The organism is Streptomyces sp. NPDC048504, assembly GCF_043200035.1.
GTDB lineage: Bacteria > Actinomycetota > Actinomycetes > Streptomycetales > Streptomycetaceae > Streptomyces.
On sequence record NZ_JBICXA010000030.1, the window covers coordinates 20,063 to 38,453 of the forward strand.

General features: G+C 70.2%; 18 protein-coding genes. 12 read left to right on the forward strand and 6 right to left on the reverse strand.

What is annotated here, in order from left to right:
• The first annotated feature begins 135 nt into the window (after positions 1–135).
• From ACGFY9_RS47075 to ACGFY9_RS47110, 8 genes are all read left to right on the forward strand, one after another.
• On the forward strand, positions 136–933 hold the full coding sequence (locus ACGFY9_RS47075; protein WP_393765044.1) for an acetoacetate decarboxylase family protein: 798 nt from the start codon (positions 136–138) through the stop codon (positions 931–933).
• Complete coding sequence (locus tag ACGFY9_RS47080) at positions 933–1,817, forward strand: SDR family NAD(P)-dependent oxidoreductase (protein WP_393765046.1); 885 nt, start codon at positions 933–935, stop codon at positions 1,815–1,817. The genes ACGFY9_RS47075 and ACGFY9_RS47080 overlap by 1 nt, the downstream gene beginning before the upstream one ends.
• Before the next feature lie 10 nt (positions 1,818–1,827).
• Positions 1,828–3,111, forward strand: coding sequence for an amidohydrolase family protein (locus tag ACGFY9_RS47085; protein WP_393765048.1), 1,284 nt, complete (start codon positions 1,828–1,830; stop codon positions 3,109–3,111).
• Positions 3,108–4,400: an amidohydrolase family protein gene (locus tag ACGFY9_RS47090; RefSeq protein WP_393765050.1), complete on the forward strand. Its 1,293-nt coding sequence runs from the start codon at positions 3,108–3,110 to the stop codon at positions 4,398–4,400. Before ACGFY9_RS47085 ends, ACGFY9_RS47090 begins: the two co-directional genes overlap by 4 nt.
• A 25-nt stretch (positions 4,401–4,425) precedes the next feature.
• Complete coding sequence (locus ACGFY9_RS47095; RefSeq protein WP_393765052.1) at positions 4,426–5,160, forward strand: VIT family protein; 735 nt, start codon at positions 4,426–4,428, stop codon at positions 5,158–5,160.
• A gap of 125 nt (positions 5,161–5,285) precedes the next feature.
• Positions 5,286–6,164 (forward strand): sterol desaturase family protein, encoded by an 879-nt coding sequence (locus ACGFY9_RS47100; protein ID WP_393765054.1) that lies wholly within the window; start codon positions 5,286–5,288, stop codon positions 6,162–6,164.
• Positions 6,161–6,868, forward strand: a complete 708-nt coding sequence (locus tag ACGFY9_RS47105) for a lysoplasmalogenase (RefSeq protein ID WP_393765056.1) — start codon at positions 6,161–6,163, stop codon at positions 6,866–6,868. The genes ACGFY9_RS47100 and ACGFY9_RS47105 overlap by 4 nt, the downstream gene beginning before the upstream one ends.
• A 37-nt stretch (positions 6,869–6,905) precedes the next feature.
• Positions 6,906–7,952: a zinc-dependent alcohol dehydrogenase family protein gene (locus ACGFY9_RS47110; RefSeq protein ID WP_393765058.1), complete on the forward strand. Its 1,047-nt coding sequence runs from the start codon at positions 6,906–6,908 to the stop codon at positions 7,950–7,952.
• 56 nt (positions 7,953–8,008) lie between these two features.
• Here ACGFY9_RS47110 and ACGFY9_RS47115 read toward each other — a convergent pair whose 3' ends face one another.
• The 3 genes from ACGFY9_RS47115 to ACGFY9_RS47125 form a co-directional block, all read right to left on the reverse strand.
• Positions 8,009–9,019 carry a CopD family protein gene (locus ACGFY9_RS47115; RefSeq protein ID WP_393765060.1) on the reverse strand — a complete coding sequence of 337 codons (1,011 nt, stop codon included), beginning with the start codon at positions 9,017–9,019 and terminating at the stop codon, positions 8,009–8,011.
• A 100-nt stretch (positions 9,020–9,119) separates the two neighbouring features.
• Positions 9,120–10,574: a CoA transferase gene (locus ACGFY9_RS47120; RefSeq protein WP_393765062.1), complete on the reverse strand. Its 1,455-nt coding sequence runs from the start codon at positions 10,572–10,574 to the stop codon at positions 9,120–9,122.
• A gap of 116 nt (positions 10,575–10,690) precedes the next feature.
• Entirely contained in the window at positions 10,691–12,223 is a 1,533-nt protein-coding gene (locus tag ACGFY9_RS47125; protein ID WP_393765064.1) for a S8 family serine peptidase, read from the reverse strand.
• A 251-nt stretch (positions 12,224–12,474) separates the two neighbouring features.
• Here ACGFY9_RS47125 and ACGFY9_RS47130 point away from each other — a divergent pair, with 251 nt between their 5' ends.
• The 3 genes from ACGFY9_RS47130 (at position 12,475) to moaA (ending at position 15,621) form a co-directional block, all read left to right on the forward strand.
• The gene (locus ACGFY9_RS47130) at positions 12,475–12,831 is read left to right on the forward strand and encodes a DUF485 domain-containing protein (protein WP_393765066.1); all 357 of its coding nucleotides are present in this window, start codon (positions 12,475–12,477) and stop codon (positions 12,829–12,831) included.
• Positions 12,828–14,447: a cation acetate symporter gene (locus tag ACGFY9_RS47135; RefSeq protein WP_393765068.1), complete on the forward strand. Its 1,620-nt coding sequence runs from the start codon at positions 12,828–12,830 to the stop codon at positions 14,445–14,447. The genes ACGFY9_RS47130 and ACGFY9_RS47135 overlap by 4 nt, the downstream gene beginning before the upstream one ends.
• 184 nt (positions 14,448–14,631) lie before the next feature.
• Complete coding sequence (gene moaA, locus ACGFY9_RS47140; protein ID WP_393765070.1) at positions 14,632–15,621, forward strand: GTP 3',8-cyclase MoaA; 990 nt, start codon at positions 14,632–14,634, stop codon at positions 15,619–15,621.
• 24 nt (positions 15,622–15,645) lie between these two features.
• Here moaA and ACGFY9_RS47145 read toward each other — a convergent pair whose 3' ends face one another.
• Together ACGFY9_RS47145 and ACGFY9_RS47150 are read right to left on the reverse strand one after the other, a co-directional pair.
• A complete protein-coding gene (locus ACGFY9_RS47145) occupies positions 15,646–15,864 on the reverse strand; it encodes a hypothetical protein (protein WP_327405070.1) in 219 nt (72 codons plus the stop codon).
• A gap of 224 nt (positions 15,865–16,088) precedes the next feature.
• Positions 16,089–16,487 (reverse strand): DUF3099 domain-containing protein, encoded by a 399-nt coding sequence (locus tag ACGFY9_RS47150; protein ID WP_393765072.1) that lies wholly within the window; start codon positions 16,485–16,487, stop codon positions 16,089–16,091.
• 247 nt (positions 16,488–16,734) lie between these two features.
• Here ACGFY9_RS47150 and ACGFY9_RS47155 point away from each other — a divergent pair, with 247 nt between their 5' ends.
• On the forward strand, positions 16,735–17,013 hold the full coding sequence (locus tag ACGFY9_RS47155; protein WP_043685229.1) for a GlsB/YeaQ/YmgE family stress response membrane protein: 279 nt from the start codon (positions 16,735–16,737) through the stop codon (positions 17,011–17,013).
• A 67-nt stretch (positions 17,014–17,080) separates the two neighbouring features.
• Here ACGFY9_RS47155 and tyrS read toward each other — a convergent pair whose 3' ends face one another.
• On the reverse strand, positions 17,081–18,349 hold the full coding sequence (gene tyrS, locus ACGFY9_RS47160) for a tyrosine--tRNA ligase (protein WP_393765074.1): 1,269 nt from the start codon (positions 18,347–18,349) through the stop codon (positions 17,081–17,083).
• Between the last annotated feature and the right edge of the window lie 42 nt (positions 18,350–18,391).

The following is an 18,391-nucleotide window of genomic DNA, read 5'->3' on the forward strand; positions in this document are numbered from 1 at the left end:
CCCTCAGGTCGCCTGCCCCGCCCGCCCGTTCGGGTCCGCCGAATGCGCGTGCGCGTGGCTATGGACCTTTTGCCCGCCCGGTGCAAACGTGCTGCCCGCCTGACGGATGACGGCCTACGAAGGGCGGTACGGCGTATGGCACGCGTACGGTACGGCGCACGGACCGAGGCGGAGATCGCCGCCGCACGCACGAAGAGCGCGAAGCTCCCCGACATCTGGTCCACCGGTGTGGTGGCCGTCTGGGAGAGCGAACCGGACGCGGTCGCGGCGGTCCTCCCGCCACCCCTCAAGCCCACCGGGCGGCCCCTGGTCCGGGTGAACATCAGCAAGGTCGAACTGGCCGGATACCCCCTGGGCGCGGGCTCGTTCGCGGTCGCCGCCGCACACGACGGCGTCGAGGGCTGGTACCCCCTGGTGATGCCGATGACCCACGAACGGGCCCTCACCGGCGGCCGCGAGGTCTTCGGAGAGCCCAAGAAACTCGGTGAGGTGACCGTCGAGCGCGTGGGCCTCGTCGTGCACGCGTCCCTCGCCCGGCACGGCATCGCGTTCGTGGAGGTCCGCGGCGCGATCAGCGAGGAACTGCCCCTCCCCGGGCCGACCCAGAAGACCGACTTCTACTTCAAGTTCCTTCCCGCGGTGGACGGTTCGGGCTTCGACGCCGACCCCGTGCTCGTGCACTGCCTGCGCAACGAGAAGGTCCGCCGACTGGAACGCGTCACCGGAGACGTCGTCCTGCGCGAGTCCATGTACGACCCGGTCGCCGACCTCCCGGTCCGCACCCTCGTCGACATCACCATCGGCGAGAAGACCAGCGACCAGCGCGGCAAGGTCGTCGAACGGGTCGACGCACAGGTCCTGTTGCCGTACATCCACCAGCGCTACGACGACCCGCAGCAGATCCATGACGGACCGCCCGAGGGGAGCGCCTGATGGAGTTGAGGGAGGGTCAGGTCGCCGTCGTCACCGGCGCGGCGAGCGGGATCGGGCTTGCGATGGCACGGCGGTTCGCCGCCGACGGGCTCAAGGTGGTCCTCGCCGACGTCGAGGAGGGCGCCCTGGACAAGGCCGCCGCCGATCTGCGCGCCGACGGCGCCGACGTGCACGCACGCGTGGTCGACGTCGGCGTACGCCAACAGGTTCTGGATCTCGCCGAGTCGGCCTACGAGACGTACGGCGCCGTCCACGTCCTGTGCAACAACGCCGGGGTCGGCTCGGGCGCCGAGGGCCGCATGTGGGAGCACGAGCCGAACGACTGGCAGTGGGCGTTCGCCGTCAACGTGTGGGGCGTCTTCCACGGCATCCAGGCGTTCGTGCCGAGGATGATCAAGTCGGGTCAACCCGGTCATGTCGTCAACACGTCCTCCGGGGACGGCGGTATCGCCCCGCTGCCCACCGCCTCCGTGTACGCCGTCACCAAGGCGGCCGTCGTGACGATGACCGAGTCCCTGTACGCCCACTTGAAGGCGGAGCACGCGCGCGTGGGCGCCTCGGTGCTCTTCCCGGGGCCGCACATGCTGCGCACGGGCCTGTGGGAGTCGCACCGCAACCGGCCCGACCGGTACGCGAAGGAGCGCCCCCGCAGGACCCCTTACCGCAGCCTCGACCAGTGGGAGACCGCGATGAAGGCGGCGGGCAAGGAGGTCGCCTTCACGCCCGTCGAGGAGGTCGCCGACCTCGTCGTGGACGGCATCCGCGCGGACCGCTTCTGGCTGCTGCCCGAGAGCGAGCACAGCGACGCCCAGATCCGGGCACGGGCGGGCTCGATGCTCGACCGCGCGAACCCGTCGTACCTAGAGAGCTTCATCCTGGACTGAGGGGGCTGTTGTGACCGACCGGGAGCCGTACCTGATCATCTCCTCCGACTGCCATGCCGGGCTGCCCACCGAGGAGTACCGGCCCTATCTGGACGCCCGGTTCCACCGGGACTTCGACGAGTTCCTTGCCGGACGCGACCGGCGCCGCGAGGAGATGACCCGGCTCGGCATCCGCAACGAGGCGTTCGCGGCGAAGTGGTTCCAGGACAACGAGGAGGGCCTGCGCGGGGGTTGGGACCCCGCACAGCGCCTCAAGGAACTGGACGGGGACGGGGTGGCCGCCGAGGTGGTCTTCCCGGACGCCGACGCCGTGGACAGCCAGACGGCCGCACCCTTCGGGGTCGGTCTCGGCCTCTCCGGGGACCAGGACCCGGAGTTGGGCATGGCGGGCGCGCAGGCGCACAACCGCTGGCTCGCCGACTTCGTCTCCGAGAACCCCCAACGGCACTGCGGAGTCGCCCTGTTGCCCGTGACGGCCCCTACGGAGAAGGTCGTCGCGGAGATCCACCGCGCCAAGGAGTCCGGCCTCGGCGCCCTGATGATCCCCTCCATGTGGGTCGACAAGGAGCCTTACCACGACCGCCGTTACGACCCGGTGTGGGCGGCCGCGGCCGAGTGCGGGATGCCGGTACTCACGCACTCCGGGGCGGCTCCCCGCCACGAGTACGGTGACCATCTGGGCATCTATGTGAGCGAGGTGACCTGGTGGCCCGCCCGGCCGCTCTGGTTCCTGCTCTGGTCCGGGGTCTTCGAGCGGCACCCGGGCCTCAAGTTCGGTGTGGCGGAGTCGGGTTGCTGGTGGCTGCCGAACCAGCTGTGGTTCATGGACCGCCTCTACCTGGGCGCCCACGGCGGCAAGAAGCTGTCGCCGTTCGCGGAGCTGAAACGGCCGCCGAGCGAGTACCTCGACCGCCAGGTCTTCATCTGCGCCACCAACACCAAGCGCCGTGAACTGGCCCAGCGGTACGAGATCGGCGTCGACAACATCCTCTGGGGCAGCGACTTCCCGCACCCCGAGGGCACCTGGCCCGACACGCGCGCGTGGCTGAAGCGCACCTTCCACGACATCCCGGTGGACGAGACCCGCCGCATGCTGGGCCTGGCCGCGGCGGACGCCTTCGGCTTCGACGTGGCGGCGCTGACCCCGCTGGCCCGCCGGATCGGTCCCACCCCCGCAGAACTCGGCCAGCAGGACGACCAGGAGGCCGTGACGGCGTCCTGGGCGCGCTCGCACGAGGTGGGGCGGCACTGGCTGACCGACCACGACTTCCCGGTCCTGGGGGCGACGTCATGACCTCCACGGGCTCCATGGATTCCGTGGGTTCCGTGGGTTCCGACGGCGCGGACCGGTACACGGTCATCTCCGCGGACTGCCACGCGGGCGCCGATCTCCTGGACTACCGGCCCTACTTGGAGAAGCGGTACCACGACGAGTTCGACGCGTGGGCGGCCACGTACGTCAACCCGTACGAGGACCTGGTGGCCGACACGGCCGACAAGAACTGGAACTCCGAGCGGCGGATCGCGGAGCTGGAGGAGGACGGGATCGTCGCGGAGGTCGTCTTCCCGAACACAATCCCGCCGTTCTTCCCGTCCGGCTCTCTGATGGCACCCGCGCCCACCGCCGAGGAGTTCCAGCGGTGTTGGGCCGGCCTGCGCGCTCACAACCGCTGGCTGGCGGACTTCTGCGCCGCCGCGCCGGGCCGGCGGGCGGGGGTCTTCCAGATCCTCCTCAACGACGTCCAGGAGGCCGTCCAGGAGGTCCGGTGGGCGGTCGAGGCGGGCCTCCGGGGCGGCCTGTTGCTGCCCGGCACCCCGCCGGGCTCGGGACTGCCGGAGCTGTACTCGTCGACGTACGACCCGATCTGGGCCGTGTGCGCGGAACTCGGCGTCCCCGTCAACCACCACGCGGGCTCGGCGTCCCCGCCCCTGGGCGACGAACCGGCCGCCCGCGCGGTGTACATGGTCGAGACGACCTGGTTCTCGCACCGCGCCCTGTGGCACCTGATCTTCGGCGGTGCCTTCCGCCGTCACCCGGACCTGAGACTGGTCCTGACCGAACAGGGCTCCGGCTGGATACCCGGGGTGCTCGACATGCTGGACTACTACCACGGGCGCCTCGTCGCGGCGGCCACGAAGACGTCGACGGCATCGACGGCATCGACCGCGGAGTCCAAGTTCGGCGCGGGGCTCGCCACTTCGATGGGCAAGGGTCCCTCGGAGGTATGGCGCGACAACTGCTTCGTAGGCGCCAGTTTCATGCGCCCCCATGAGGTGCCCCTGCGCGAGCGCATCGGCATCGAGAAGATCATGTGGGGCAGCGACTACCCGCACGACGAGGGGACGTACCCGTACTCCAGGGAGGGCCTGCGCTTCGCCTACGCGCGCGTGCCGCGCGACGAGGTCGCCGCCATGGTCGGCGGCAACGCGGCCCGCGTCTACGGCTTCGACCTCGACACCCTGGACCCGATCGCGGCGAAGGTCGGCCCCACGGTGACCGAGATCGCCGAGCCCCTCGCCGAACCCCCGGAGGGCGCGACGAGCCCGGTGTTCGCGCGAGGAGCGTCGGTACGGGTGTGGTGACGACGGGGGTGGGATCCTTCGGGACGTGACGGAACCGACCAACGACGAGGTCCAGGACGAGAACCATGACGAGGCCCATGACGGCACGCTGGGCTCCCGGCTGAACTGGCTGCGGGCCGCGGTCCTGGGAGCCAACGACGGCATCGTGTCCACCGCGGGGCTCGTCGTCGGCGTGGCGGGTGCCACGGACAACCGCTCGGCGCTGCTGACGGCAGGCCTGGCGGGTCTCCTCGCCGGCTCCATGTCGATGGCGGCTGGGGAGTACGTGTCCGTATCGACGCAGCGCGACTCGGAGAAGGCCGCGCTGGTCCTGGAGAAGCGCGAGCTGAAGGAGCAACCGGAGGCCGAACTGGAGGAGTTGACGGGACTCCTCCAGGACCGCGGGCTGACCCGTGAGGTGGCCATGGAGGCGGCGGTTCAGCTCACGGAACGGGACGCCCTGCGCGCCCACGCACGCGTGGAGCTCGGCATCGACCCCGACGACCTCACCAACCCCTGGCACGCGGCCTGGGCCAGCTTCCTGTCCTTCACGGTCGGCGCCCTGCTGCCCCTCCTGGCGATCATCCTGCCCCCGGCCGACTGGCGGCTCGGCGTCACGGTGGTGTCGTCCCTGGCGGCGCTGGTGCTGACGGGCTGGAGCAGCGCACGGCTCGGGACGGCGGACACCAGGCCGGCGATGCTGCGGAACGTGGTGGGCGGGGCACTGGCGATGGGGGTCACCTATGCGGCGGGGGCCTTGCTGGGGGCGGCCGGGGTGTAGTGACCCACAACCGGGACATGGCGGGCCCATTGGCGGAGATCGCCAACAAGCAAGCGCGTACCCCCGGTAATACTTGTGGGTAACAACGTCTAGTCGCGGCCGATCCGCAGTCCTACGGTTCACCCATGCCGAACCTGCCCGATGCCGTGCTCTGGTCGATACCCGCCTTCGTGCTGCTCACCGTGATCGAGATGATCAGCGTGCGCGTCCACCCCGACGACGACGCGGCGGGCTACGAGACGAAGGACGCCGTCACTAGCGTCGGCATGGGACTCGGGAGCCTCGTCTTCGACTTCCTCTGGAAGATCCCGATCGTCGCGATCTACGCGGCGATCCACGAACTCACCCCGCTGCGCGTGCCCGTCCTGTGGTGGACGATCCCGCTGATGCTGCTCGGGCAGGACTTCTTCTACTACTGGTCCCACCGCGGTCACCACGTCATCCGCATCCTGTGGGCCTGCCACGTCGTCCACCACTCCAGCCGCAGGTTCAACCTCACCACGGCCCTGCGCCAGCCCTGGACGACCCTCACGGTATGGCCGTTCTACGTCCCCCTCATCGCCCTGGGCGTGCATCCCGCCGCGCTGGCGTTCTGCTCCTCGGCGAACCTCGTCTACCAGTTCTGGATCCACACCGAGCGGATCGACCGGATGCCCCGATGGTTCGAGTTCGTCTTCAACACCCCGTCCCACCACCGGGTCCACCACGCCTCCCAGGGCGGCTACCTGGACCGCAACTTCGGCGGCATCCTCATCCTCTGGGACCGGCTCTTCGGGTCCTTCGTGCCCGAGGTCGAGCGGCCCGTCTATGGGTTGACCAAGAACATCAACACGTTCAACCCGATCAAGGTGGCCACCCATGAGTACGTCGCCATCGCCAAGGACCTGAAGGCGGCGACCAGTTGGCGCGAGCGCGCGGGGCGCGTGTTCCGGGGACCGGGGTGGCAGCCGGTGCCCGTCCCGGAACAGGGCGTCCCGGCCGCCGAGGAGACCGCGGCCGCGTGAACCCACGTACCGCACACCCGGCCTTCTCCCGCGTACTCCTGACCGTCTTCGTGCTGGCCGCCCTCGTGGACCTGCTCGCGCTCGCGGTCGGCTACGACCCCGCCCACACCGTCACCAAGCCCCTCCTCATGCCGCTCCTCGCCGTGTACGCGGCCGTGCGCGGCGCACCCCGGCTCCTCGTCGCGGCGCTCCTCTGCGGCTGGGGCGGCGACACGCTGCTGCTCTCCGACGCCGACCCCGCCTTCCTCGCCGGCATGGCCTGCTTCGCGGCGGGCCACCTCTGCTACCTCGCCCTCTTCAGGACGTACGGCGGCCTGAACAGTGCTCCACGCGCGCGTGTCGGCCTTCTCGTCGTCGGGTACGCCGTCGCCCTGGCCGTCACCGTCACGCTGCTGTGGCCGGACCTCCCGGCGGACCTGCGCGTCCCCGTGGCCGGCTACAGCATCCTCCTGACGGCCATGGCCTGCGCCGGGGCCACCCGGCTCGGCCTCGTCGCCGGGCTCGGCGGGGCGCTTTTCATGGTCTCCGACACCCTCATCGCGACCGGGGTCGCCGACTGGCCGCAGCCGCCCAGGCCTGACTTCTGGATCATGCTGACGTACGTCGCCGCACAGTTCCTGCTGGTCCAGGGCGTGCGCGGCACCCTCGCCGAGCGCCGCGCACCGGCGGCGGCGTACCGTGAAGTGCGCTCGACCACCCCCTGAGCGCGTCAGCACACCCGCGACGAGAAGGACCCTCGCCATGCGCGCCACCACCATCCACGCCCCGTTCGACATGCGCGTGGAGGACGTCCCCGAGCCCTTGGTGCAACTACCCACCGACGCCGTGGTCCGGGTGCTGCGCGCCTGCATCTGCGGCAGCGACCTGTGGGCGTACCGCGGCGAGTCGGCCCGGCAGCCGGGGCAGCGCATCGGACACGAGTTCCTCGGGATCGTGGAGGAGACCGGCTCCGAGGTGAACGGCGTCAGGACCGGTGACCTCGTGGTCGCCCCCTTCGTGTGGTCCGACGGCGTCTGCGACTACTGCCGCGAGGGCCTCACCACCTCCTGCGTGCACGGCGGCTTCTGGGGCGCCGTGGGCTACGACGGCGGCCAGGGCGAGGCGGTACGCGTGCCCTTCGCCGACGGCACCCTCGTACGGCTGCCCAAGGAGGCGGCCTCCGACGACCACCTGCTGTCCGCGCTGCTGACCCTGTCCGACGTCATGGGCACCGGCCACCACGCGGCCCTCGGCGCGGGCGCACGCAAGGGCGCCACCGTCGCCGTCGTGGGCGACGGAGCGGTCGGCCTGTGCGCCGTGCTCGCCGCCAAGCGCCTCGGCGCCGAGCGGATCATCGCGCTCGGCCGCCACGAGGTGCGCACGGACATCGCCCGCCGCTTCGGTGCCACCGACGTCGTCGCCGCACGCGGTGAGGACGCCGTCGCCGCCGTCCGCGAACTCACCCGCGGCCAGGGCGCACACGCCGTCGTCGAGGCCGTCGGCACCGAGCAGTCCATGCGGACGGCCGTCGACATCGCGCGCGACGGCGGCGCGATCGGCTTCGTCGGAGTGCCGCACGGCAGCGGCACCGGCCTCGACCTCGGGGTCATGTTCGACCGGAACATCGCCCTGCGCGGCGGCGTCGCGCCGGTCCGCACCTACATCCCGGAGCTGCTGCCCGACATCCTGGACGGCACCATCGACCCCTCGCCCGTCTTCGACCTGACGGTCGGCCTGGAGGGCGTGCCCGACGGCTACAAGGCGATGGACGAGCGCACGGCCCTGAAGGTCCTGGTCACCAACGGTTGATCAACTATTGACGGCAGACATTGACTGGTCGAGTGGCTGGTTGAGCGACGGGTCGGTCAATGCCAGCGGATCGGCACCGGCAAGGCCGTCAACAGTCCGGAGACCATGACCACCACCCCCAGGGCGACGACCTCCGCCCGCGCGGGTGAGCAGGCGGCCAGCGGATCGGTGGCCCGCCGCAGCCGGGACCGCGCCCACAGCGCGAGGACGGCGACGGCGGCGACGAGGATCACCTTGGCGAGCAGGGTGCGCCCGTACGCCGTCGTCGTCAGCTGGTCCAGGATCGTGCCGGCCGGCATCCGGCGCAGCGAACTCCACACGCCCGTGGCGGTGATCGCGGCGAGCAGTACGGCCGCCACGCGCGCGTAGAGCCCCAACAACGCGGCCCCCGCTTCGGTACCCCGCCACTGTCGCAACGTCCGCAGCACGTGCAGCAGACCGCCCACCCACAGCGCCGCGCACGTCAGGTGCACCAGGGTCAGCTCGGAGCCGACCAGGGGACTGTGCTCGCTCGCCGGGTGCACGCGCAGCGCCTCCGCGACGACCACGGCGGCCAGGGGCCACACCTGGAGGCCGGGCCTGCGCGACCGGGCGCACAGGGCCGCCACGGCGAACGCGTTGACCTCCAGGAGCGCCAACTTGCCGTCCCGGGACTGGTAGAGGCCGCCGACGTCGACCTGGGCGAGGCTGTGCGGCACCAGATTGCCCGTCGCCACGACCGACGCGAGCCCCAGGGCGGCGACGAAACCGGCACCGGCCGCGTACAGGGCCCAGCTGCGGGGGCCGTTCGAGGGAGCGCCGGGCACGGTACGCGCGAGCCGGTTCACGAACAGCTCGCCCAGGGGGACGCACAGCGCGCCGAACAGCACCGCCCGCAGCAGCGCGATGCCGCCGACACCGGGCGCGGCGGCCTCCCCGGTGTCGTACAGCGCGGCAGACGGGCCGAGCAGGGGTATCAGCGCGGCGAGCACCACCAGGGCCAGTACGGCGACGGCCCGACGCGCACCAGGACGCCGCCCGGAGCCGCTCGTGTCGGCCACTTCGACAGTCGGTCGTATCAAGGTCACCCCAAGATCTTCACCAGCCGCCACATAACCGGGCAAGTGCAACAAAATAACTGGCGGAACGGCATTCCGCTCATAGGTACGTTTCCGGCCGACCCCCGCATCAAGCCCAACGAGCCGGGTCCGTACCCCAACACCCCGGCGGACGCGCCCAGTTCGAGGGTCCACCGACGAACGACACCGGCGACAGGGCATGCCGCAGCCGCCCGATACCGCTGTCCGTTTCGACCAGCCAGGCATCGGGCCGGTTGTACGCCGTCCCGTCGCGCCCCTGTGCCGCCGGTCCGCTCGCACACACGGCCCCGCCGCGCTCGTCCGCCGACCCATCCTGCTCGCCCGCAACCCCGCCGTGCTCGCTGTCGCGCGCCGTCAGCCAGGCCGCAGTCCGTGCCAGCGCCAGCCGCAGGGCGATGCTGTGACCCTGCTCCGACTGCTCGGTCAACGACCGCAGCACCGCGCCCGCCAGCAGATACCCGGTCCCGTGGTCGAGGGCCTGCGCGGGCAGCGCGCCGGGCTGCTCCGGTGACCCCTCGATCGCCGCGACGCCGGTGGCGACCTGCACCAGGCTGTCGAAGCCACGCCGGTCACCCCACGGCCCGTAGGCGCCCCACGCCGACAACTGCGCCACGATCACCCCGGGCCTGCGGTCGGCCAGCGCCTCGGGGGAGAGCCCGAGCCGGTCCAGGGCGCCCGGCCGGTACCCGGTGACGACCACGTCCGCCCGCGCCAGCAACTCCTCGAAGGCCCGCCGGTCGGCCGCCAGACCGAGGTCCAGCCGGGTCGACCGCTTCCCGAAACCGGTGTCCGCGTGCGCGTCCGGATCCTCGGGCAACTGCGGGGCGTCCACCCGCAGCACGTCCGCGCCCAGCAACGCGAGCGTCCGCGTGGCGACCGGGCCCGCGATGACCCGGGTCAGGTCGAGCACGCGCAGCCCGACGGCGGGCAGCAACGGGTCGCTGTCGAGCGGCGGGAGCACGCGCGCGTGTGCGGTGCCGAGCCGCTCGCGCTCGACGAGCGGCCGCCCGGCCACCGCGACCCCCTGCGCGTGCGCGGCCCACTCCTCCGCCGTCCGCAGCGCGACCGCGAGGCCCCCGGCGCCGTAGACGGTCTCCTCCACCTCCGGTGCGGACCGTTCGGCGAGCACCTCGGCCACGTCCTCCACCGACGCGTCTCCCGGCAGCTTCAACGCGTCCAGCAGCCGCGCCCGGTGTTGCGGATAGTTCGCATGGGTGCGGACCCATCCGTCGGCCGTCCGCCAGAAGCGCGACAGCGGCGCGAAGCTGGCCGGCGCCCGCCCGTCGATCAACAGATGCCGCTCACTGACGAACGCCGTCGCGACGGCACCGTCGTCCACCCGCACCCCGGGCACCTCCGCGAGCCCGGCCCGCCGCGCCCCCAGCTCCGCGGCGGCCAGCGTGCACGCTCCCACGCAGGCCCGCGCCAACTCCCGTACGGGAAGCCGCGCTTCGAGCGCCCCCGGACGCGTGACGGTCGAGACACGTGAGACCAGAGCGGGATCGCCGCCCAGGGCGGCCCATGCCATCTTGATTTCAGTCATGATTGAACTATGCGGTATTGACTCAATCAACATAGCCGGCCGGATATGGATGTCCGTACGGACGCGAACGGGCCGGGCGGAGATCCGCCCGGCCCATCAGAGAGTTGAGGTGTCGGCTACTTCACCGCTCGCAGCGCGTTGACGATGCCGAACCCGTAGAAGCCGTTGACGCGCTTGCCGCCCACGCAGGTCGCGTCCGCCACGCCGTCGCCGTTGGTGTCGTAGGGGGCAGTCGGGCAGCCAGGGTTGTCCGCCTCGGCCTTCAGCAGCGCCTGCAACTGGGCCGGAGAGGCGTGCGGGTGCGTCGACTTGAGCAGCGCGGCCACGGCGGCGACGTGCGGGGTCGCCATCGAGGTGCCCTGGAGGTAGCCGTACGTGTTGTTCGGCAGCGTGGACAGGATGCGGCCGTTCTTCGACGGGGTGTCCGGGATCTGCAGGGCGTCCCCGCCCGGCGCCGACACGTCGATCACGCCCCGGCCGTAGCTGGAGAAGTACGACTTGGCCTTCTTGACGCCGACGGAGCTCACCGTGACGACACCCGGCAACTGGGTCGGTACGTCGAAGCACTTGTGCGGGTCGACCGTCCGGGTCGTCGCGGTCGAGTCGTCGGGGCTGGAGTCGTCGACCAGGGCATCCGAGTCGAGGTCGTCGTTGGAGTTGCCGGCCGCGGCGACGTTGAGCGTGCCCTTGCTCTGCGCGTACAGCTGGGCTCTGTTGACCGCATCAACAATGGCGCGTTGATCGGGGTCGTCCATGCAGTTGTACAGCCAGGGATCAACGTAGTAGCTGTTGTTGGTGATCTCCACGCCGTGGTCCGCGGCGAACACGAACGCGCAGACCACGCTCTCCGGGTAGAACAGCTGGGTCGAGTCCGGCTCGGCCACCGTGATCCCGGCGACCTTCACGCCCGGCGCGACGCCCGCCACACCGATGCCGTTGCGGGCGGCGGCGATCTCACCCGCGACATGCGTGCCGTGGTAGTGGGCGGAGTCCACGGGACGCCAGGAGCCGTACGTCGTGTCCGCCTTGCCGCCCACGCAGTTGGCGGACTGCGAGGCGGAGAAGTTCGGGGCGATGTCCGGGTGGGTGTCGTCGACGCCGACGTCGATGACGGCCACCGTCACGCTCTTGCTGCCCGGGTTGATCTTCGCGGCCTTGTCGGCACCGATCGCGGGCAGGTCCCACTGGTCGGCTTCGAGCGGCTCGCTGTCTCCGGCTGCGGCCGAGGCCTTCGCCGTCTTCGTGGCCTGGTCCTTGGAGAGGTACTGCACCGCGCCCTCGTCGGTCGTCGAGGCGAGGCTCAGCGGCGCGGTGCGCGTGGCACCGGCCGACTGCACGCCGGGCACCTTGCGGATGATCAGCCCGAAGTCGGGGTTCGCCGAGTGGACGACGATCACACCGATCTTCTCGTACGTCACCACGATGGTGCCGCCGGCCGCATTGATCGCCCTCTTGACCGCATTGATCGTGCGGTTGTCCAGCCTGGTGTTGACCACATACGCAAGGTTCGGTGCGTCGGCGGCCTGCGCGGTGGGCTCAGCGATCGGGACCGCCGAGGCCGCCGACGGGAGGAAACCGAGCGAGGCGGTCAGCGACAGGACGACCGGTACGGCGAGGGCGAGCCGGCGTCTGGGGCGCAGATGAGCCATGGGATCTCCACATCATCCGGAAACGAAACGGCCCGAGACGTGGTGGCGCGCTCGGGCAGGTGCATCAGGTACATGACGAGTGGTGCAGACCTGAAGCTATCTCCCGCGATGGCTGGCCAGCAATGTTTTCCCAAAGACGACTACCGAAAGAAGTCAAAGGAGTTGAACCGGTCGGCGCGCGGCGCCGTGCCCTTGGGCAGGAAGCGCCGAGCCAGACCAGAACCCGCAGGTCCGTAACGCGAGGAGACACCGTGGCCACCGAGACACCACCCCCCTCGAAAGCCGAACACCAACTCCCCAGTACCGAGGAGTTCGAACAGGTCCAGGAGAGCGCGGAGTTCGCCGAACTGCGCCGCGCCCACCGCTCCTTCGCCTTCCCGGTGACCGTCGCCTTCATCGTCTGGTACCTGCTGTACGTGTTGCTGTGCAACTACGCGGACGACTTCATGGACACCAAGGTCGTCGGCAACATCAACGTCGCCCTGGTCCTGGGCCTCGCCCAGTTCCTCACCACGTTCCTCATCGCCTGGTGGTACGCGCGGTACTCCGCCGCGAAGCTCGACCCCAAGGGCGCGGCGATCAAGTCCCGGATGGAGGGCGGCGCATGAGCCCCGCGATCACCCTGGCCGCAGGCGAGGCGAGCCAGCACCGGCCGCTGATCATCACCCTGTTCGCGGTCTTCGTCGCCGCCACGCTCGTCATCACCGTATGGGCGGGCCGTCAGACGAAGAGCGCCGCCGACTTCTACGCGGGCGGCCGCCAGTTCACCGCCTTCCAGAACGGCCTCGCCGTCTCCGGCGACTACATGTCGGCCGCGTCCTTCCTCGGCATCGCGGGCGCCATCGCCCTCTTCGGCTACGACGGCTTCCTGTACTCCATCGGCTTCCTGGTCGCCTGGCTGGTCGCCCTGCTCCTGGTGGCCGAACCGCTGCGCAACTCGGGCCGCTACACCATGGGCGACGTCCTCGCGTACCGCATGCGCCAGCGCCCGGTCCGCACCGCCGCCGGCACCTCCACCATCGTGGTGTCGATCTTCTACCTGCTGGCCCAGATGGCCGGCGCGGGCGTCCTGGTCTCGCTGCTCCTCGGCATCACCACCGACGCGGGCAAGATCGGCATCGTCGCCCTGGTCGGCGTCCTGATGATCGTGTACGTCACCATCGGCGGCATGAAGGGCACCACCTGGGTCCAGATGGTCAAGGCCTGCCTGCTCATCGCCGGCGCGCTGCTGCTGACCTTCCTGGTGCTGCTGAAGTTCAACTTCAACGTCTCCGACCTGCTCGGCAAGGCTGCCTCCAACAGCGGCAAGGGCTCCGCCTTCCTGAACCCGGGCCTCAAGTACGGCGCCACCGGCACCACCAAGCTGGACTTCATCTCCCTGGGCCTCGCCCTGGTCCTCGGCACCGCGGGCCTGCCGCACATCCTGATCCGCTTCTACACGGTGCCCACCGCCAAGGCCGCCCGTAAGTCGGTCATCTGGGCCATCGGTCTGATCGGCGCCTTCTACCTGATGACCCTGGCCCTCGGTTTCGGCGCCGCGGCACTGATCAAACCCGACGAGATCATCGCCTCCAACAAGGCGGGCAACACGGCCGCCCCACTCCTGGCACTGCATCTGGGCGGAGTCGACTCCAACTGGGGCGCCATCCTCCTGGCCACCATCTCGGCGGTCGCCTTCGCCACGATCCTCGCGGTCGTCGCCGGCCTGACCCTGGCCTCGTCCTCCTCGTTCGCCCACGACATCTACGCGAACGTCATCAAGCGGGGCCAGGCGACGGAGAAGCAGGAGATGTCCGCCGCCCGGTACGCCACGGTCGGCATCGGCGCCGTCTCCATCGTCCTCGGCGCCCTCGCCCGCGACCTGAACGTCGCCGGCCTGGTCGCCCTCGCCTTCGCGGTCGCCGCCTCCGCCAACCTCCCGACGATCCTCTACAGCCTCTTCTGGAAGCGGTTCACCACGTCGGGAGCCCTGTGGTCGATCTACGGCGGCCTGGTCGCCGCGGTCGGCCTGGTCCTGTTCTCGCCGGTCGTCTCCGGCAAGGAGACGTCGATGTTCCCCGATGTCGACTTCCACTGGTTCCCGCTGGAGAACCCCGGCATCATCTCCATCCCCGTCGGCTTCCTGCTGGGCTGGCTCGGCACGATCCTCTCCAAGGAGGAGCCGGACACCGGCAAGTACGCGGAGCTGGAGGTACGGTCGCTGACCGGCACCGGCGCCCACTGAGCCGCCCCGCCCAGTCCCCCTGAGTCCCCCCACTCGGTCCCCCCACGTCGACGGCCGCGTCGTAGATCCCTACGACGCGGCCGTGTCGTACCTCGTGGGATCGGGCCGCCCTCGTTGTCAGAGGTGTCGCGTAGGCTCGCAGGTGTCGGAAAACAAGCGATCCGAATCGAGGGAGGGGGCACACGTGCTCATCGACACGTATGGCCGAGTAGCCACTGACCTGCGGGTTTCGCTGACCGATCGGTGCAATCTCCGGTGTACGTACTGCATGCCCGAGGAGGGCCTGCAGTGGCTGGCGAAGCCCGATCTCCTCACGGACGACGAGATCGTCCGCCTGATAGACATCGCGGTCACCTCCCTGGGCATCGAGGAGGTCCGCTTCACCGGCGGCGAGCCCCTGCTGCGCCCCGGCCTGGTCGGCATCGTCGAGCGGGTCGCGGCCCTGAAGCCCCGCCCCCAGATGTCCCTGACCACGAACGGCATCGGTCTCAAGCGCACGGCGGCCGCCCTGAAGGAGGCGGGCCTGGACCGGGTCAACGTCTCCCTCGACACTCTCCGCCCGGACGTCTTCAAGACCCTCACCCGCCGGGACCGCCTCAAGGACGTCCTCACGGGCCTGGAAGCCGCCCACGACGCGGGCCTGACCCCGGTGAAGATCAACTCGGTGCTGATGCCGGGACTCAACGCCGACGAGGCTCCTGACCTGCTGGCCTGGGCGGTGGAGCACGACTACGAACTGCGCTTCATCGAGCAGATGCCCCTGGACGCCCAGCACGGCTGGACGCGCGAGGGCATGGTCACCGCGGGCGACATCCTCACCTCCCTCCGCACCCGCTTCGAGCTGACGGAGGAGGGCTCCCAGGCCCGGGGTTCGGCGCCGGCCGAGCGCTGGATCGTGGACGGCGGCCCGCACCGCGTGGGCGTCATCGCCTCGGTGACCCGCCCGTTCTGCGCGGCCTGCGACCGCACCCGTCTCACGGCCGACGGCCAGATACGCAACTGCCTGTTCGCCCGCGAGGAGACCAGCCTGCGGAGCGCGCTGCGCTCCGGCGCCCCGGACGAGGAGATCGCCCGTATCTGGCGCGAGGCGATGTGGGGCAAGAAGGCGGGCTCGGGCCTGGACGACCCGTCGTTCCTCCAGCCGGACCGGCCGATGTCGGCGATCGGAGGCTGAGCAGCCGTCGTAGACGAAGGGGTCCTACGGGATCTCGGGCTCTTCCCAGTCCTCGAACTTGACGACGTCCTTCAAGAAACCCCGTACACCGAGGAACTGGGACAGGTGCTCGCGGTGTTCCTCGCACGCGAGCCAAGTCTTGCGTCGCTCCGGCGTATGGATCTTCGGGTTGTTCCACGCGAGGACCCACACGGCGTCGGCGCGGCAGCCCTTCGCGGAGCAGATCGGGGTCTCGTCACTCACGGGAACTCACGGAATTCGTCTCACAGATGCGCTGATAAAGGCGACGCCGAGCAGCCACGGGGGGAGCTGCCCGGCGTCGGTCCGTCGCTCCGACGGGGGATGCGGAGCGCGTACGAAGTATGTCACGGGTGACCGCTCGCCCGGCACCGGAACAACATGATTGATCTGAGCTTTTCTTGAGCTTGGTGCGGAGTCGACGTCCGGTTCTGGCGCGTTCGCCATGGTCACGACCGGTCGTACGGTTCGCCTCCCGCGCGGGTTGCCGGCTCGGGCACGTCGTCTTCCGGGACGGGTTCCGCGAACGTCCCGTCCGGCCTCGGCGGTGCGATCATCGGCCGCAGCGGCGCGGTGACGAACGTGGACGGAAGCCCCGGCGCGTTCTCCCGCCCGGCGTTGGCGATCACCACGGCGACGTAGGGGAGCAGCACACCGAGCACCAACGCGACGATCGCGACGTGCCGTTCGACGTTCCACAGCGCGCAGGCGAGGATCACCGACACCGTACGGATCGACATCGAGATGACGTACCGGCGCTGGCGTCCGCGGATGTCCTCCGCGAGTCCCGTCCGGGCTCCGGTGATCCGGAACACCTGGGCGTTGCCTTCGCCGTGCAGCTTCCGCATCACATTCCACCATCCGCCCGCATCGGACTCTCCCCGGCCCGCAACCCCGGTTCGCACCCGATCCGGGAACCGGGCCCCGACACGTCCTACGTTACGCCGCGCCTCCGTCGCCTTCGAGACCGGGGGACCTCCGGCCTGGGCGAACGATCTGCGCCGCGGCACGTATGGCCGTACCCGACATGCGCCGTACGGCGACCGGACCCACACTTGGCGTAATGCTCGCGTCGAGCCGTACAAGGAGGCAGCCATGGGATGGTTGTGGGCGATCATCGTGGGATTCGTGCTGGGACTGATCGCGAAGGCGATCATCCCGGGCAAGCAGCACAGTCCGCTCTGGCTGACCACCATCTGCGGCATTCTCGGCGCCATCGTCGGCAACGCGATCGCCCGAGCGGCCGGCGTCGACGCGACCAGCGGCATCGACTGGAGCCGCCACGCGTTCCAGCTCATCGCCGCGATCATCATCGTCTTCGTCGTCGACATGGCGTACATGGCGACGATCGGCAAGAACAAACAACGAGCCTGACGGTTGTACGACGAAGGGGCGGCCTCCCGAACCGGGAAACCGCCCCCTTCGCCATGCGCTCAAGCACTCACGCGCCCGTGACCTCCACGGCCGCCAAGTTCTTCTTGCCCCGCCGCAGCACCAGCCACCGCCCGTGCAGCAGATCTTCCTTGGCCGGCACGGCATCTTCGGCCGCGACCTTCACGTTGTTCACGTAGGCCCCGCCCTCCTTCACGGTCCGCCGCGCAGCCGACTTGCTCGCCACCAGGCCGACCTCGGCGAACAGGTCGACGACGGGGCCGAGTTCGGCGACCTGGACGTGCGGCACCTCGGAGAGGGACGCGGCCAGCGTCTTCTCGTCCAACTCCGCCAGCTCGCCCTGCCCGAAGAGGGCCTTGGACGCGGCGGTCACCGCGGCCGTCTGCTCGGCGCCGTGCACCAGCGTCGTCAGCTCCTCGGCCAGCGCGCGCTGAGCGGCACGGGCCTGGGGGCGCTCCTCGGTCTGCTTCTCCAACTCCTCAAGCTCCTCGCGGGACTTGAAGGACAGCATGCGCGCGTACGTGGAGATGTCCCGGTCGTCGGTGTTCAGCCAGAACTGGTAGAACGCGTACGGCGTGGTCATCTCCGGGTCGAGCCAGATGGCGGTGCCTTCGGACTTGCTGAACTTCGTGCCGTCGGCCTTGGTCATCAGCGGCGTGCCGTAGGCGTGCACCGTGGCGTCCGGCTCCAGGCGGTGGATCAGGTCCAGGCCCGCCGTGAGGTTGCCCCACTGGTCGCTGCCGCCCTGCTGGAGCGTGCAGCCGTACCTCCGGTAGAGCTGGAGGAAGTCCATGCCCTGGAGGATCTGGTAGCTGAACTCCGTGTAGCTGATGCCTTGGTCGGAGTCCAGACGCTTGGCGACCGAGTCCTTCGCCAGCATCTTGTTGACGCGGAAGTGCTTGCCGATGTCGCGCAGGAACTCGATCGCGGAGAGGTTCGCCGTCCAGTCGAGGTTGTTCACCATGACCGCGGCGTTCTCGCCCTCGAAGGAGAGGAACGGCTCGATCTGGCGGCGCAGCCTCTGGACCCAGCCGGCGACCGTCTCCGGGTCGTTCAGCGTGCGCTCCGCCGTCGGGCGGGGGTCGCCGATCTGGCCCGTGGCCCCGCCGACCAGCGCCAGCGGCCGGTGGCCGGCCTGCTGGAGCCGGCGCACGGTGAGCACCTGCACCAGGTGTCCCAGGTGGAGCGACGGCGCCGTCGGGTCGAAGCCGCAATAGAACGTGACGGGACCGTCCGCGAGCGCCTTGCGCAAAGCATCTTCGTCGGTGGACAGGGCGAACAGCCCCCGCCACTTCAGCTCGTCGACGATGTCCGTCACGGTTCTCGTATCTCCTTGGGATGGTCTCGTGGATCAGGTACG